This is a genomic window from Caulobacter rhizosphaerae (genome assembly GCF_010977555.1).
In the GTDB taxonomy this organism is placed as follows: Bacteria; Pseudomonadota; Alphaproteobacteria; order Caulobacterales; family Caulobacteraceae; genus Caulobacter; species Caulobacter rhizosphaerae.
Window position 1 is genome coordinate 1,913,918 of sequence record NZ_CP048815.1, and the last position, 16,357, is coordinate 1,930,274.

Consider the following 16,357-nt stretch of genomic DNA (forward strand, 5'->3'; position numbering starts at 1 on the left):
CCGGTTCAGGCGGCGCCCAGGTGCGCGCGGAACTGCTCCTCGATCCGCTCGAACAGCGCCGAGCGCGAAGCGGCCGGGTCTTCGTCGCCGGCGCAGGCGAACCAGATCGCCGCCAGCAGGCGAGCCAACACACTGGCGTGCAGCACGAGGTCCGGGCCGGAGAAGCCAAAGACCCGGCCCAGGCTGTCGCGCAAGGTGCCGCCATACGAGAAGCGGATCACAGCCCCAGCCGCCGCAAGGTCCTTTCGACGGACTGCGGCGAGGAACAGGCGCCGGCGACGGAGCACGGCGGGCGATGGAAGGTCAGAGGTGACGTGCAGGCGTAACGCCGCGAACAGAGCCTGCGCCGTCCGGGCTTCGTCGAGCGACGGGCCGGCGTCGTCCCGGGCGGCGGCGTCTTCGGTCATCGCCTGCACCTGGCCGCGGATGGCGCCGGCGACGAGATCCTCGATCGAACGGAAATGGTGGGTCACCGAGCCGGTGGTGACACCGGCGCGAGCGGCCACGGCGCGATGGGTCAGGCCCGCCAGGCCCTTGTCCTCGACGACCTTCGCGGCCGCCTTGGCGATGCGCATGGCGGCCGGCGGCACCGAGCCGTGGGGGCGCGTCCCGGCCAGGCGCTCGGCCTGCACCATCGCCTCGCGCGACGGGCGGGGACGGGCGCCCAGCCAGATCGTCGCCAAGTGATCGACCATCTCGGCCAGTCCGGCGCTCTCCAACGCCGGCGACCAGGCCGAGAGATTGTACAGCGCCTCGTGTTCGAAGAAGGCGTGCAGGACGCGGCCGTCCACCGCCGGGAGGCCGCAGCGTGCGGCGGCGTCGATCCAGAAGTCCCGCCACAGACGGGTCCAGGCGGCCGCCGGGCCATGGCCCGGATCGGCGGCGACGGTCTCCTGATAGATCAGGGCCAGGCGACGGCCGTCGCCGGCCCAGGCGCCGAGCAGGTGGAACAGGGCCCAGGCCAGGCCGTCCGGCGAGGCGGGCAGGGCGGCGAGGGTGTGCGAGCAATCCTGCAACCAGGCGCGAGTCTCCTCGACGCCTTGCTCGAAAACCGTCAGTAACAATCGTTCTATATTGCCGAAGTTGTAGTTGATCGCGCTGGGCGCCGTGCCCGCGCTGGCGGCGATGGCGCGCGCCGAGGCGGCGCTGATTCCGCCATCGGCGATCAGCTGTCCCGCCGCCATGACGAGGCGTTGACGGGTGTCGTCGTGAGACCCCGGGGCCCGCGCGGACGCAAAGGCGGCGGAAAGGGGCAAGGCGGGCGGACGGGCGACCATGGCGCATATTCCCCGCCCGCATCCAGATCGCAAGGCTGTCCTTGGATCCGCGACGACCTTCGCGGAACTGAAACATAACATTCGTTCTGAGGTCACGGATAAAGCTTAGACGCGCCCCGAGCCCGGCGGTCCGCCGGGAAAACTTGGGGGACACAGATGAAGCGGAACTTCGAGATGGCGGCGCGGCGCGCCGGCCTGTTGACGGGCGTGGCGGCCTTGGCCCTCTGCGGCGCGGCCCGCGCCGCGGACGCTCCGCCGCCGGCCGCTCCCGCCGCCGCCGCCGCCGCCGAAGGCGCGGTGGGCCTGGAGCAGGTCGTCGTCACCGCCCAGAAGCGCAAGACGGATCTTCAGGACACCCCGATCGCCATCTCGGCCATGGACAGCGAAGCCCTGAAGGCCCGCCACGTGCAGTCGATCGAGGACCTGGGCGACGGCGCGATCCCGTCGCTGCGAGTGGCCCCGTTCTTCGCCCGCAAGTCGGCCCTGACGATCGGCATGCGCGGCATCGGCGCCCTGGGCGACGCCAACCAGCCGGCCCGCGACCAGGCTGTCGGCGTCTATGTCAACGGCGTCTATCTGGGCCGGGCCCAGGGCCTGGGCTCGGCGCTCTACGACGTCGAGCGCATCGAGGTGTTGAAGGGGCCGCAGGGCACGCTGTTTGGCCGCAACACCGAGGGGGGCGCGGTCAGCATCGTCACCAAGGCGCCGACGGGTGTCTTCGGCATGAACACCACGGTCGGCTACGGCGACTACAACGCCTACAAGGCCGAGACCCATCTGGATCTGCCGGCGTTCCATGGCGTCAGCGTCAAGATCGACGCCCTGCTCAGCAAGCGTGGCGGCACGACCACCAACCCGACCACTTCGGGCCAGCCGGACTTCAACAGCTACGACAAGCGCGGCGTGAACCTGGAAGCGGCGTGGAAGCCCAGCGACCACTTCAACGCCGACTACGCCTTCGACGTCTCGTACGACGGCTCGACGCCCTACTATGTGCAGCTGGAGAAGAAGGGTTCGCTGGCGCTGGCGCCCTTGACGCCGCTCCAGCCCGACCGCGCCAAGCGCGCCAATGTCGGCGTGCCGCTGCAGATGAGCGAGGGCGACACGCGCGGCCATCGCCTGAACCTGACCTGGACCCTGGCCGACGATCTGGAGCTGAAGTCCATCAGCTCGTACCGCAAGCTGACCCAGACCCAGTTCGACAACGGCGCCGTGGCCCTGTCCGTGTTCGCGCCGAACGGGCCGTTCGCCCGCTACAGCGTGGCCCGCGTCTGGCAGGACCAGGACAGCCAGGAACTGCAACTGGTCGGCAAGACCGAGCGCCTCGACTACGTGGCCGGCGTCTTCTATTTCCGCGAGAAGGTCAGCGACAACGCCCAGACCCCCAACTCGCTGCAATGGAACGCCACGGGCACGGGCTACACCCAGCTTTCGATCGACTTCAACACCGTTCCGAAGGATCGCGCCAGCCGGGTGACCACGACCAGCTACGGCGCCTTCGGCCAGGCGTCCTGGACGCCGCCGGTTCTGGACGACAGGGCCCATGTCACAGTCGGCGGCCGCATCACCCGCGACGCCAAGAAGGGCTCGCTGGACGTGGTCAACGGCGCCTTGCCCAGCTACGTCGACGCCAACAAGAACACGGTCGTCGGCGCGATCCCCTTGGACGAGTCCTGGAGCCACTTCGACCCGCTGGTCAGCGTCGCCTACGAACTGACGCCGGAGATCAACCTCTATGGCCGCTGGAGCACGGGCTACAAGGCCGGCGGCGCCAACTCGCGTTCGCTGACCTATCGCGCCTTCGATCCCGAGAAGGTCAAGATGTTCGAGGTCGGGACCAAGACCGAGTTCTGGGACCACCGCGTACGCCTGAACGTCGCGGCGTTCACCGGCGACATCAAGGACGCCCAGGTCGACTTCAACGTCATCATCGTGGGCAACAACCGCGGCACCCTGGAAACCACCAACGCCGCCTCGGGCAAGACCAAGGGCTTGGAGCTCGACTTCGCCCTGCTCCCGATGGAGGGCCTGACCCTGTCGGGCGCCTACGCCTACACCGACGTCAAGCTGTCGAAGGCCTTCAACCCGTTCACCAACGCCCAGTCGACCATCTATCCGCTGTACAGCCCCAGGAACGCCGGCAGCGTCGCGGTCGACTATGTCCACCCGGCCCTGGGCGCGACGTTCAAGGCGCACCTGGACGCCAACTTCGCCGACAGCCAGTTCACCAGCACCACCGACCCGACGCGGAGCGACAAGTCGTTCACGGTGAACGGCCGCCTGGCCCTGGCCGACATCAGGCTGGGTGACGGGGCGCCGGATCTGCAGCTGTCGGTCTGGTCGCGCAACCTGACCAATGAGTCCTACGCCTTCCTGCGCAACACCAACGCCGCCCTGGGCAGGTACGCGATCTACAACGAGCCGCGCACCTTCGGCGTCGAAGCCAACGTGAAATTCTAGAGCGATGGGAGACCTGAAGATGGATCGACGTCTTTTCCTCACGGGCGCCGGCGCCCTGGCGCTGGCGCCCGCCGCCCGCGCCGCGACTGGGCTGGACGCCAAGGCCGCCCGCACCGCGCCCGGGACCGTTCGCCTGGGCTGGACCGGCGCCCGGGCTGTTTCGGTCTTCGTCTCGGCGGATCCGGGCGCGACCAAGGCCGCCATGCGTCCGCTGGTTGCGGCATCGGGCGCGACGGCGGATCTGGCCGCGCCGGTTTCGCCCCGCCCGTACTTCCTGGTCACGGCGGCCGACGGTCGCCAGACCCGCGTCGCCGAGCGGCTGTTGCCGCTGGAGGGCGGCCGCAACTTCCGCGACCTGGGCGGCTGGCGCGCGGCCGATGGCCGCCAGGTGAAATGGGGCCGGATCTACCGCTCGGGCGTGATGAGCGGCCTGACGGCGCCCGACATGACTTACCTCTCGAAACTGGGGATCACGGTGATCTGCGACCTGCGCAGCCCGGGCGAGCGTACGGCCGAACCCAATCCGTTCCTGAAGGCCGGCGGCCCCGAGGTGGTGGCGACCGACTACGACATGAGCGGCTCCATGGCGTCGCTGATGAAGCTGTCCAATCGCGAACAGGCCATCCAGGGCTTCGCCGACGCCTATGTGTCGTTCATCGACATGCTGACCCCGCACTATACCGACATGTTCGCGCGCCTGGTCGCCAATGAGGGGCCGCTGGCCTTCAACTGCAGCGCGGGCAAGGACCGCACGGGCGTGGCCTCGGCGCTGATCCTGTCGGTGCTGGGCGTCCCGCGCGAGACGGTGATCGCCGACTATGCCCTGACCCAGGTCTACACCCCGCCATCGTACTACATGAAGCAGATGTCGAGCGGCGCGGGGACCAGCGGCGTGTCCGCCCGGCAGGCCCAGGCCTTCGCCAAGATGCCGCCGGAGGTTCTGCAGGTGATCATGGGCTCGGATCCGGAGGTCATGCGCCGCGCCCTGGCTTCGATGGACGTCAAGTTCGGGGGTCCGGTCGGCCTGGCCAAGGCCCGCCTTGGCCTGACCGACCGGAAGATCGCCCAGCTGCGCGGCGCCTATCTCGCCTGACCTGTGACCGACGTTCCGATGGCGGCGCCATCGGAACGTCGGCGCCCACCGCCTCGGAAGGGTGAGCTAGGGGCGGGTCCGCGCCGCGATCCAGTCGGAAATGATCTCCAGGGCGGCGGGGGAGAAGGTTTCCTCGATGCGGCCATACTCCTGGGGCGAGCCTGTGCTGGCGCTCTGGAAGAGGTGGTTCAGCCCGGGCAGGGCCATGACGGTCGCATCCCGGTCGTCGCGCAACGCCGCCCGCAACGCCGGCACGTTCTGCTCAGCGATCACCTGCATGTCCTTGTCGCCGTTCAGCGCCAGCACCGGGACGCGGATCTTCGCGAGGGCGGGGCCAGGGTCGTAGGCGATGAATTCGCGATACCAGGGACTGCCGATCATGCTCGCCTGAACCGCTGCGGCGGCCGGCGGGAGGTCGCCGCGGGCCTCGGACAGGAGGCGCGTCACCTCGGTGCGAGCGGCGTCCGCGTCCTTGGCCTGCAGCACGGCGTCGTCAACCTTGGTCATTAGGGCCTGGCTGCGCGCGATGGCCTCGGGCGGAGCGCCGAGCGCGGCCATCACCGCCTGGCGCTGAGCGGTCAAGAGCGCTCGCGCCGGCACGCCCGGGGCGGCGAGCAGGAGGAGGAAGGCGATCTTCGGGTCCTTCGCGGCGACCATCGGGGCGATCATGCCGCCCTCGCTGTGGCCGAGCAGGCCGACCTTGCCGGCGGCGATCTCCGGGCGTCCGCGCAGGAAGGCGGCCGCGGCTTCCGCGTCGACCGCGAAGTCGCTGCTGGTCGCGGCGGCGAAACCGCCCGTGGATTTGCCGACGCCCCGGTCGTCGAACCGGAGCACGGCGACACCCTTGCGGGTCAGGTGGTCGGCCAGCACGAGGAACGGCTGATGCCCCGCAAGGGTCTCGTTGCGGTCCTGCGGCCCGGAGCCGGTGATCAGGACGACAGCGGGGAAGGGGCCCTCGCCGGGCGGCAGCGTCAAGGTTCCGGCCAGCCGGACGCCGGGAGCGCTGTCGAAGGCGACCTCCTCCTCGCGGTAGGGGTAGGGTCTGCCGGGCGTCTGCGGCCGGGCGGCGACGGGAACGGGGCCCCGGGTCAGGGTCAGCGGCAGCGAGACGCCCTGTGTCCAGGACCCGACCCAGGCCTGCTGCGGAGCGTCCCAGGCGCCCTCGAAGCGGCCATGGATGGCGGTCGCCGAGAAAGACAGCCTGCCGCCCTGGCCGCGCACCTCGCTCAGGGCGATCGCCGCGCCGCCCTGGTCGGGGCTGACCAGCTGGCCGGCCAGGACGCCGTCCAGGCCGGCGGTCACCGTCAGCCCGACGCGCAGCTCGCTGGGACCGACCTTCAGCACGCCATGCCAGTCGCCCGTTGCTTCCTGGGCGCGGGCGGCGGAGGCCAGCAGGCCGAGCGCCGCCGCCAGGGCCGCAGCCCATGACACCGTCTTCTTCATCGCCCTGGCTCCTCTTAGGTCGCGCTCGGCGGCGCGCCGCGACTGGCCGTCGCCGCCTGGGTCAGGCCCAGCACGCCGCCGGGGTTCATCGCGTCGACCATCGCGGTCGGCAGCAGGATGGTGGCGCCGCCTTCCTTGGTGGTCTCGTAGATGATGTTCATGGCGCGCAGCTGCAGGGCGGTCGGCGAGCGGGCGTAGATCTCGGCGGCTTCGACGAACTTTTCCGCCACCTCCTGCTCGGCCTGGCCGAGAGCCACGCGGGCCAGGCGCTCGCGCTCGGCCTGGGCTTGGCGGCTCATGGCGTCCTGCAACCCGGCGGGCACGCCGATGTCGCGGATTTCCACCGAGATCACCGAGATGCCCCAGTCGGCGGTCTTGCGGCCGATCACCTCGCGCAGGACGCCGTCGCTCTTTTTTCGTTCGGCGAGCAAGGTGGCCAGCGTCGAGGAGCCGACCATCTCGCGCAGGGACGTCTCGGCGACCTGGGCGATGGCGCGCTTATAGTCCTGGATCTCCAGGGCCGCCCGCTCGGTGTCGTGCACCTGCCAGAAGATCACGGCGTCGATGTTCACCGGCACGGTGTCTTTCGAGAGCGCCTGCTGGGCGTTGAACTCGGTGGTCTGGATGCGCTGGTCGATCCAGTAGGCGACCTCGTCCACCACGGGTATGGTCAGGAAGAGGCCTGGTCCGGCCACGCGATGGAAGCGCCCCAGGCGCAGGACAATCGCCCGCTCCCACTGCTGGGCCATCTTCAGGGCCAGCGGCGTCAGAACGCCGACGGCGATCATCAGGCCGCCCAGCCATTGCAACGGCGCCTGGCCGGTGGCGAGCAGGGCCACGCCGGCGATGATGAGCACCACCATCAGGACCATGGCCGGGGCGTTGAGCCGTCCGGCGAGGCTTTCGCCGAGGCGGAGTTGAGGCAGGGGAGTCATTTCAGTCCTCCTTCTTGGCGGCGAGCGCCGCGATGCGTTGGATCAAGAGTTCCGGTTCGACGCCCATGGCCGCGGCCTGGGCGAGGGTCTGGCGGGCCAGATCGTCAGCCGCCTGGGTCTGGGCGCGCGCGTCGAGCGGCCGGGGCGGTTCGGCGACGAAGCTGCCGCGGCCACGTTCCAGGCGCAGGGCGCCGGTGCGTTCCAGCTCGTCATAGGCGCGGCGCACGGTGTTGAGGTCGATGCGCAACGCCACGGCCACCTGCCGCATGGTCGGCATCTGATCGCCGGGCTTCAGCAGCCCCGCGCCCATCGCCCTCAGGAACTGCTCCCGCAACTGCACATAGATGGGAACGCCGGTCCCCTCTATTCGCAAGGCGCCAAGGATGTGTTCCTGTGTATGCATACATTCATACAATATGAACATGCGCTTCGAGTCAACGATCGGCCTCGGCGCGGAGCGATCGACGCGAAGATCGTGCTCGCGAGCAGGTGGCGGGGAGGGCGGCGACGACATTCGCATCGTGGGGCCGGACGGACATGGCGCGGCGGCGCCCGGGGCCTGTCGAGACGGTGACGGTGCGCCCGAAGGGCTAGCCGGCGTCGTCGTCGCTTCGAATTGCCATGGCTCTAAGGCTGGCGTACTGGTCCGACCCGCGTTAGCAGACCGCCCATGATCCGCCTCGACAATATCTCCAAGCAGAACGGCCACCAGATCCTGTTCATCGAAGCTTCGATGGGCGTCCAGAAGGGCGAAAAGGTCGGGCTCGTCGGCCCGAACGGCGCGGGCAAGACGACGCTGTTCCGCATGATCACCGGCCAGGAACAGCCCGACGACGGACTGGTCGCGATCGAGCCCGGCATGACGATCGGCTATTTCAGCCAGGACGTCGGCGAAATGTCGGGCCAGAGCGCGGTCGCCGCGGTGATGGACGGCGTCGGTCCCGTCAGCGCGCTGGCCGCCGAAATGGCCAGGCTGGAGGCGGCGATGGTCGATCCGGACCAGGCCGACGAGATGGACGCCATCCTCGAACGCTATGGCGAGGTGCTGGAGCGTTTCCAGGAACTGGACGGCTATGCGTTGGAGGCGCGGGCCCGCGAGGTGCTGGCCGGCCTGAGCTTCAGCCCGGAGCGGATGGACGGCGATGTCGGCCTGCTGTCCGGCGGCTGGAAGATGCGCGTGGCGCTGGCCCGAATCCTGCTGATGCGCCCCGACGGCATGCTGCTGGACGAACCGTCCAACCACCTGGACCTGGAAAGCCTGATCTGGCTGGAGGCCTTCCTCAAGAATTACGACGGTGCGCTGTTGATGACCTCGCACGACCGCGCGTTCATGAACCGCATCATCGGCAAGGTGGTCGAGATCGATGGCGGCTCGCTGATCACCTATTCGGGCGATCTGGACTTCTATGACCAGCAGCGGGCGCTCGGCGAGGCCCAACGCCAGGCCCAGTACGAGCGCCAGCAGGCCATGCTGGCCAAGGAAATCAAGTTCATCGAGCGGTTCAAGGCGCGCGCTTCGCACGCCGCCCAGGTCCAGAGCCGGGTCAAGAAGCTCGACAAGATCGAGCGCGTCGAGGCGCCGCGTCGTCGCCAGTCGGTCCAGTTCGAATTCCAGAGCCCGCAGCGGTCGGGCGAGGACGTGATCAGCCTCCGCAATGTCCATAAGGGCTATGGCGACAAGCCGATCTATGAGGGGCTGGATTTCCTGGTGCGCCGCAAGGAACGCTGGTGCGTCCTGGGGGCCAACGGGGCCGGCAAGTCGACCCTGCTGAAACTGGTGGCCGGCGACACCAAGCCCGACCAGGGCGCGGTCAATGTCGGGGCCAGTGTCAGGATGGGCTATTTCGCCCAGCACTCCATGGACCTGCTGGATGGCGAAGAGACAATCTTCGAATCTCTGGAGCGTTCGTTCCCTCAGGCAGGGCAGGGCGCGCTGCGCACGCTGGCGGGGTGCTTCGGCTTCTCCGGCGACGATGTCGAAAAGCCCTGCCGCGTCTTGTCCGGCGGCGAGAAGGCGCGCCTGGTCATGGCCAAGATGCTGTTCGACCCGCCGAACCTGCTGGTGCTGGACGAGCCGACCAACCACCTCGACATGGTCACCAAGGAGATGCTGGTCGCGGCCCTGGCGGACTTCGAGGGCACCATGCTGTTCGTCTCACACGACCGCCATTTCCTGGCGGCCCTGTCGAACCGAGTGTTGGAGCTGACGCCCGAGGGCGTCCATCAGTACGGCGGCGGCTATACGGAATACGTCACCCGTACGGGCCAGGAAGCGCCGGGACTGCACCCGGGAGGCTAAGCGGCGGCGCTACCAAGCACGTTTTCGCCGACGAGCTGACGTCAAGCCTGTCGATCCGCTCGCCGCCGCGGCCACGTCGCGCGCGTTGCTATGGACGCTGGTTTGTAAGGCGGACTAGGCTAACCTGCTGCTCGCGCCCAGCGAGAGGCGGGCGGTTGGGGCGACTATGCGTATGAGTCTTGAGCTTGGGGATGCGTTGCGCCCCCTGCCGTACCACCTGCGGCTCGTGGATTACCTGAAGCGCGCCGAGCCCGAGGTCTGGAAGTGGGCGTCGTCGTTCGCGGCGCAGGACCAGCACGTGCAGGAGGTGCGGGCCGGCCTGTTGCGCGAGACCTACCGCCTGACGCCCGAGTCCCATCCTGACGTCTACGCCGCCTGCCGGGCGGTGATGGCGAAGCTGGAGATCGAGGCGCCCGTCACCCTCTATCAGGCCGGCGGCGACAGCATGAACGCGGCCTTGTTCTACCTGCCGGGCGAGGTGCACGTCCTGTTCTACGGCCCGGTGCTGGAGAAGCTCGGCCCGGACGAGCTGGCCGCGCTGCTCGGCCACGAGCTGTCGCACTATCGCCTGTGGTCCCTGGACGGCGGCGACTATCATACCGTCTCACGCATCCTCGACCATACCCTGGCCGACCCCGGCGCGAGCGCCAGCCACGCCAACACCGCGCGCCTCTACGATCTCTTCACCGAGGTCTATGCCGATCGCGGGGCGGCCTTCGTCACCGGCGCCGCCGGCCCGTCGATCTCGACCCTGGTCAAGGTGCGGACAGGGATCCATGCCGTGGATCCGGAGGCCTACCTTGCCCAGGCCAGGGAGCTGGAGGCGGGGCCTCCTCGCCTGTCCGAAGGACAGTCGCACCCGGAAATCTATCTACGGGCCCAGGCGGTCGGCAAATGGGTGGAGGGCGACCCGGGGCTGGACGACTGGCTGCGCCTCCGCCTCCAAGGGCCGCTGTCGATGAGCAAGCTCGACTTGATCGATCAGGCCGAGCTCGAAACCCTGACCCGCCGTTTCGTCTCCCGCTTCGTCGCCCAGGAAGCGATGCGCAGCGACCTGGTAATGAGCCAGGTGAAGCGCTACTTCCCCGACTGGTCCGACGCCGAGGCGACGGTGGAGTTGGACGCGATCACGCCCGAGCAGGCCGACGACAGCGTCCGCGATTACCTCGGCTTCGTGATGCTCGACCTGGCTCTGGCCGATCCCGACGTGCGCGACCACGCCCTGCTGGAAGCGGCGCGCGCGGCCAAGGACCTGGGCCGCGCCGAGGCCTTTCTCGAGGCGCTCAAGCGCGAGGGCGGCCTGCCCAAGCGCGAGGTCGAGGGTCTGGCTCGCAAGCTGAAGGCCGCCGCGTGACCGAGGAGCCCGTGGAATTGAGCCTGCGCGAGGCCCTGGCCAGGAACGACGGCCTGGCGCTGCCGATGGACGACGTCCTGTTCTCGATCCTGCCGCTGTTGCAATCGGTGAGCGCGCTGCACCAGCACGGGCGCGTCGCTGACCTGGGGCCGGGCGACATCCTCGAGACCGGCGGCGTGCTGCGGCTGCGGCGGCCGGACGGCGCGCTGCCGCGCTACCGGCTCGACGCCATCAAGGCCGTCCAGCCGCCGCCGACCTCGGCCCTGAACATCATCGACGAGATGCGGGTCACGCGCGACTCCGAGGCGGGCTTTCAGGTCGAGACCCTGCGGGCGGAACGGGACCTTGAAAAGCCGATCACCAAGCCCGTCTATCTGGTCGGGTTCGAGTCGTGGGAAGAACGGCTGGGTCATCACGACGAGATCACCGACATTTTCCGGCTGGGCCTGGTCCTGGCCGCCCTGGCCTCGGGCCTGGACTTCACCGACGCCGAGGATCTGGACCGCTTCGCCTCGCATCGCCAGAACCTGTTCGCCATCGTCAACCGCCTGAACCCCGTGCTGGCCAGCGTCATCGCCGAGATGACCGCCTTGAACCGTCACGAGCGGGCGACCGACCTGGCCGCGCTGATCCATCGCCTGGAGACCTGGCGCGACCAGCCGCAGGCCCTGAACATCGACCGCGTCCTGGCCACGACGGACGGGGCCGCGCCGCGGCGCACCGCCGTGCTGGCGCACCTGCGCGACCGCCTGTTCGATCTCTCGCGCCGCAATCGCCTGCTCTACTTCCGGCCCACCCAGGCGAGCGTGAACCTCACGGTGGCCAGCGTGCCGCTGGTGGTGCGGCTGGAGAGCGTCAAGCCCGACCAGATCTGCACCTGGGGCGGCGAGTTCGCCGCCGAGGTCGCGGCGGGCCGGGCGGTGAGCCTTCGCCGCTGGCTGCGCTTTGAAGACCAGACCTATCTTCCCAATTCGCTCGACCGGCTGATCCAGGAAACGCGCCGTGACCGGGCTGAATTTGGCTTCAGCCATCTGCGCCTGGTGATCGCCTTCCTGCGCTGGAACAATCTGAAGGACGCGCCGGAAGAGCGGATCACCTCGCCGCTGCTGTGGCTGCCCGTCGAGCTGGTGAAGAAGAAGGGCGTCACCGACCAATACGTCCTCCACGCCACCAGCGACGAGGCGGAATTCAACCCCGCCCTGCGCCATCACCTGCGCCAGCTGCACGACATCCGTCTGCCGGAGACGATCGATCTCGGCGAGGTCTCGATCGAGCAGATCCATGCGGACCTGCGGGCCCAGATCCACGCCTCGGAGCCCGGCGTCGATCTTCGCCTGCACACCCGGCCGTCGATCAAGCTGATCCACCAGAAGGCCGTCCAGCGCCTGCAGCAGTTCCAGCGCCGGCGGGGACGCGACCTGCGGCGGGCCAGCATCGGCCGGCCGGACTTCAGCTACGACCGCGACGACTACCGCCCGCTGGGCCTGGCCATGTTCGAGCAGATGGTGAAGCCCAGCGCCCTGCCGCTGCGGGGCTCCGTCGGCGGGCGAGTCGCGGCCCGGCCCGTGCACGCCGTCGCGCCGACGGGCGAGATCGAGAACCTGACCTTCTCGATGCCGGAGGACGACGGGCACAAGTTCGCCTGGGATTTCGACCTGACCCAGGTCACCCTGGCCAACTTCAACTACAAGAAGATGTCGCTGGTCCGCGACTACAACCAGCTCATCGACGAGCCGGCGCCCAATCCGGCGTTCGACCGCATCTTCTCCATCGAGCCGCGCGAGGTCGAAGCCGAGCCGCCGCCGCCGATCCCGCTGAGCGACCGCTGGAACGTGGTCTCGGCCGACGAGACCCAGAACGCCGCCGTCGGGGTGGCGAGGAGCGGCCGCAGCTTCATCATCCAGGGACCGCCGGGCACCGGCAAGTCGCAGACCATCACCAATCTGGTCGCCGACTACGCCGGCCGCGGAAAGCGGGTGCTGTTCGTCTGCGAGAAGCGGGCGGCCCTGGACGTGGTGTTCCATCGCCTCAAGCAGAGCGGGCTCGACGATCTCTGCTGCCTGATCCACGACTCCCAGACCGACAAGAAGGCGTTCGTCCAGAACCTGCGCGAGGGCTATGAGCAGTGGGTGGCGCAGGGCGACGACCTTGACCGCCTGTCGGCCGCCCGCCAGTCCGCCGTTGGCCTGGCCGAAGAGCAGTTGGCGCGACTGGAGCGGTTCGAGACCGCGATGGTCGCCGCGCCCGAAAGCCTGGCCCTGCCGGTGCGGGCGCTGGTCCGGCGGGCCATCGCCCTGCCGCCGCCCGATCCCGACGTCGGGCCGGCGGTCCGCGAACGCCTGCCGGACTACGCGACCTGGGAGGCCCAGCGCGACCTGCTGGGGCGACTGGTGCGGGTCCTGTCGGAGCGCTTCGGTCTGGACAACCTGGCCAGCCATCCGTTCGCGAGGCTCTCCGGCGCATTGCTGGCCGATCCACGGGCCTACGCCAGGGCCCAGGAGATGCTCGAGGCCTGCGACACCGTCTTCGATGAGCTCGACGCGGCGTTCGAGAACGACGGCCAGTTGCTGAAACCCGACCTGACCCTGCCGCAGGCGATGGCCCTGACCGACGCGGCGGCGCGGATCACGACCTACGATCTTGTCGGACGGCTGGACCTGCTGGATCCGGCCAGCCCGTCGGCGCGCGACCTGCAAGCGGCTCGCGCCGACCTGGCCCGGCTGGACGACGCCGTCGCGGAGGCCGGCAAGGCGACGACGCATTGGCTGGAGAAGCTGTCGCCGCAGGACACGGCGGCGGCGCTCGACATCGCTCGGCGCGAGGAGGGCTCGGTCCTGCGCGTCCTGAAGCCGGCCTGGTGGCGGCTCGGCAAGGAGCTGGGCCGCCGCTACGACTTCGGCAAGCACGCCGTGAAGCCGCGCCTGACCGCCCTGCTGGCCGATCTGGCGGCCGAGCATGGGGCCGTGGCGGCGCGGAACGCGGCCGAGCAGGCGCTCCGCACGGGCTACGCTGTCCGCGACTTCGCCGCCTTCGTCTCGACCCTCGACGGCCTGGTCGAGCAACTCCGCGCCAGCCCGCTGCTGCGGCGGATGGTCGAGGCCTTGCGCGACGCGCCCGACGCCGCCCGGGCGGACGCCTTGGCGGTCGAGCCCGTGTCCCGTCTGGCCGCGATCGTCGGGGCCGACCTGCGTCTGCCGCCCGAATGGACGCTGGACGACCTGCTGGAGTGGCTGCGCGACACGCGGGAGGCCCTGGACGACCTGCCCGACCTGATCCCGCTGCTGCGCGCCGTGCACGAGGCGGGGCCGGCTTATGCGGGCATGCTGCAGGACATCGCCCTGCCACCGGACGGGCTGGAGGCGCTGGTCGCCGCCGAATCGCTGGCCCGCCTCATGCGCCAGGATCCGGAGCTGGCGCGTTTCGACAGCCGCGACCTGACCCAGGCGGCGCGCCGCGTGGAGCGGGCCGAGACGGTCGGGCTGGAGCGGAACGCCGCCATGGTCCGCGCCGCCCAGCATCGCAAGTTCCTGGAGAACGTGCGCCGCTCGACCCTGTCGGTGGCGCAGCTCGACGAGGCCGGTCGCCAGTTCCGCAAGCGCTACGCCAGCGGTCGGCGCGAGCTGGAGCACGAGTTCGGCAAGACCATGCGCTACAAGGCCATCCGCGAGATCGCGGGCGCCGACACCGGCGCCGTGGTCAATGACCTCAAGCCGATCTGGCTGATGAGCCCGCTGTCGGTCTCCGACACCCTGCCGTTGCGCGGCGACCTGTTTGACGTGGTCATCTTCGACGAGGCCAGCCAGATCCCGACCGAAGAGGCCGTGCCGGCGCTCAGTCGCGCCCGCCAGGTGGTGGTGGTCGGCGACGAGATGCAACTGCCGCCGACGAGCTTCTTCTCCAGTTCGACCGACGAGGACGAGAACACCGTCTTCGCTGAAGAGGACGGCGAGCGGATCGCCATCACGCTGGACGCCGACAGCCTGCTCAACCAGGCGGCCCGCAACCTGCCGGCCACCCTGCTGGCCTGGCATTATCGCAGCCGCCACGAGTCGCTGATCAGCTTCTCCAACGCCGCCTTCTACGAGGGGCGGCTGATCACCATTCCCGATCAGCGGATCGAGGGACAGACCGCCGAGATCGCCGCGCGACGCTCCGACGCCGAGGGCGCCGCGAGGCTGGCGGTCGATGACCTGCTGGAGCGGCCGCTCAGCTTCCACCTGGTCGAGGACGGTGTCTATGTCAGCCGCTGCAACCTCCCCGAGGCGCGGTGCATCGCCGGCATGGTGCGTGAGCTGCTGTTGCGCGGGACGGGGCTGAGCATCGGCGTCGTGGCGTTTTCCGAAGCCCAGCAGGGCGAGATCGAAAGCGCCCTCGACGCCCTGGCCGACGAGGACGCCGCCTTCGCCGCCTTGCTGGAGAAGGAGTACCTCCGCGAGGACGATGACCAGTTCAACGGCCTGTTCGTCAAGAACCTGGAGAATGTGCAGGGCGACGAGCGGGACATCATCCTGCTCAGCATCTGCTACGCACCGGGGCCGGACGGCCGGATGCTGATGAACTTCGGCCCGATCAACCAGCGAGGCGGGGAAAAGCGCCTGAACGTGATCTTTAGCCGCGCCAAGCACCGCATGGCCGTCGTCTCGACGATCCGCGCCGAGGCGATCACCAACACCCACAACGACGGCGCGGCGGCGCTCAGGGCGTTCCTGCAGTTCGCCGAGGCCAGTGCGCGCGGGGAGGGGGAGCGGTCGCAGGCGGTCCTGGGCGCCCTGAACCCCGGCGCTCGCCAGGCCTTCGCCTCGGCGCCCCCCGTCGACCCGTTGCGCGCCTCGCTGGCCGCGACCCTGCGCAAGCGTGGGCACGCGGTGCACGAGCACGTCGGGCGCTCGCAGTTCCGCTGTGACTTGGCCATCGCCAGCCCAGACGGACAGCGCTACGGGCTCGGCGTCCTCCTCGACCCTCCGCCGGGCGAGGACCGGGCGCGCGTGCGCGAGCGCTACGTGTTCCGCCCGTCCGTCCTGCGCAACTTCGGCTGGCCGGTGATGGAGGTGCTGTCGGTCGATTGGCTGCGCGACCCGCTGGGCGTGGTCGAGCGCATCGAGGCCCGGCTGACCAGCGGCGCGGAGACCGAACTCGAGGACGACGCGCTGCTCAAGGGCCTGGCCGCGCCGATCGAGGCGGCGCCCTCGCGCCTGGAGCCCGCGGAGCCGAAGGCGTCGCCTTCGGGGCTTTCGCTGCCGGAGCACATGCAGGAATTCCTTTTCCAGCAGGGCGCTTCGAACAAGTTCTGGCGCATTGGGCAGAAGGGGCTGGACGTCACGGTCGTGTATGGCCGTGTCGGGACCAAGGGCCAGGTGATGACCAAGTCCTACGACAGCGAAACGCGCGCCCGTCGCGAAGTCGCCAAGCTGGTCGAGGAGAAACTGCGCAAGGGATACGTGGAAGCGCCCCTCTGATGCAGACGGTCGAGAGCGCCACCAGCCACGTCGGTATCCG

9 protein-coding genes are annotated in these 16,357 nt (G+C 69.4%); 5 read left to right on the top strand and 4 right to left on the bottom strand.

All coding sequences use genetic code 11. The annotated features are described in order from the left end of the window. Positions 1-5: 5 nt before the first annotated feature. Positions 6-1,277, bottom strand: coding sequence for a TetR/AcrR family transcriptional regulator (locus tag G3M57_RS09220; RefSeq protein ID WP_162251619.1), 1,272 nt, complete (start codon positions 1,275-1,277; stop codon positions 6-8). Between the two features lie 156 nt (positions 1,278-1,433). Here G3M57_RS09220 and G3M57_RS09225 point away from each other — a divergent pair, with 156 nt between their 5' ends. Together G3M57_RS09225 and G3M57_RS09230 are read left to right on the top strand one after the other, a co-directional pair. After that, entirely contained in the window at positions 1,434-3,737 is a 2,304-nt protein-coding gene (locus tag G3M57_RS09225) for a TonB-dependent receptor (RefSeq protein WP_082564471.1), read from the top strand. Positions 3,738-3,756: 19 nt separating this feature from the next. Beyond that, a complete protein-coding gene (locus G3M57_RS09230) occupies positions 3,757-4,830 on the top strand; it encodes a tyrosine-protein phosphatase (RefSeq protein ID WP_156402119.1) in 1,074 nt (357 codons plus the stop codon). Between the two features lie 66 nt (positions 4,831-4,896). On the opposite strand, the gene G3M57_RS09235 is transcribed toward G3M57_RS09230, so the two are convergent. The 3 genes from G3M57_RS09235 to G3M57_RS09245 are packed head-to-tail and all read right to left on the bottom strand — an operon-like array spanning position 4,897 to position 7,611. Next, entirely contained in the window at positions 4,897-6,273 is a 1,377-nt protein-coding gene (locus tag G3M57_RS09235) for an alpha/beta hydrolase family protein (RefSeq protein WP_056752575.1), read from the bottom strand. 14 nt (positions 6,274-6,287) lie between these two features. Beyond that, the gene (locus G3M57_RS09240) at positions 6,288-7,208 is read right to left on the bottom strand and encodes a slipin family protein (protein WP_082564472.1); all 921 of its coding nucleotides are present in this window, start codon (positions 7,206-7,208) and stop codon (positions 6,288-6,290) included. Between the two features lies 1 nt (position 7,209). Then, positions 7,210-7,611, bottom strand: a complete 402-nt coding sequence (locus tag G3M57_RS09245; RefSeq protein ID WP_162251620.1) for a GntR family transcriptional regulator — start codon at positions 7,609-7,611, stop codon at positions 7,210-7,212. 267 nt (positions 7,612-7,878) lie between these two features. On the opposite strand from G3M57_RS09245, the gene G3M57_RS09250 reads away from it, so the two are divergent. The 3 genes from G3M57_RS09250 (at position 7,879) to G3M57_RS09260 (ending at position 16,317) form a co-directional block, all read left to right on the top strand. Further along, a complete protein-coding gene (locus G3M57_RS09250; protein WP_056752580.1) occupies positions 7,879-9,507 on the top strand; it encodes an ABC-F family ATP-binding cassette domain-containing protein in 1,629 nt (542 codons plus the stop codon). A gap of 166 nt (positions 9,508-9,673) precedes the next feature. Further along, the gene (locus G3M57_RS09255) at positions 9,674-10,861 is read left to right on the top strand and encodes a M48 family metalloprotease (protein ID WP_156402120.1); all 1,188 of its coding nucleotides are present in this window, start codon (positions 9,674-9,676) and stop codon (positions 10,859-10,861) included. Next, positions 10,858-16,317 carry an AAA domain-containing protein gene (locus G3M57_RS09260; protein ID WP_056752586.1) on the top strand — a complete coding sequence of 1,820 codons (5,460 nt, stop codon included), beginning with the start codon at positions 10,858-10,860 and terminating at the stop codon, positions 16,315-16,317. Before G3M57_RS09255 ends, G3M57_RS09260 begins: the two co-directional genes overlap by 4 nt. Positions 16,318-16,357 lie beyond the last annotated feature (40 nt).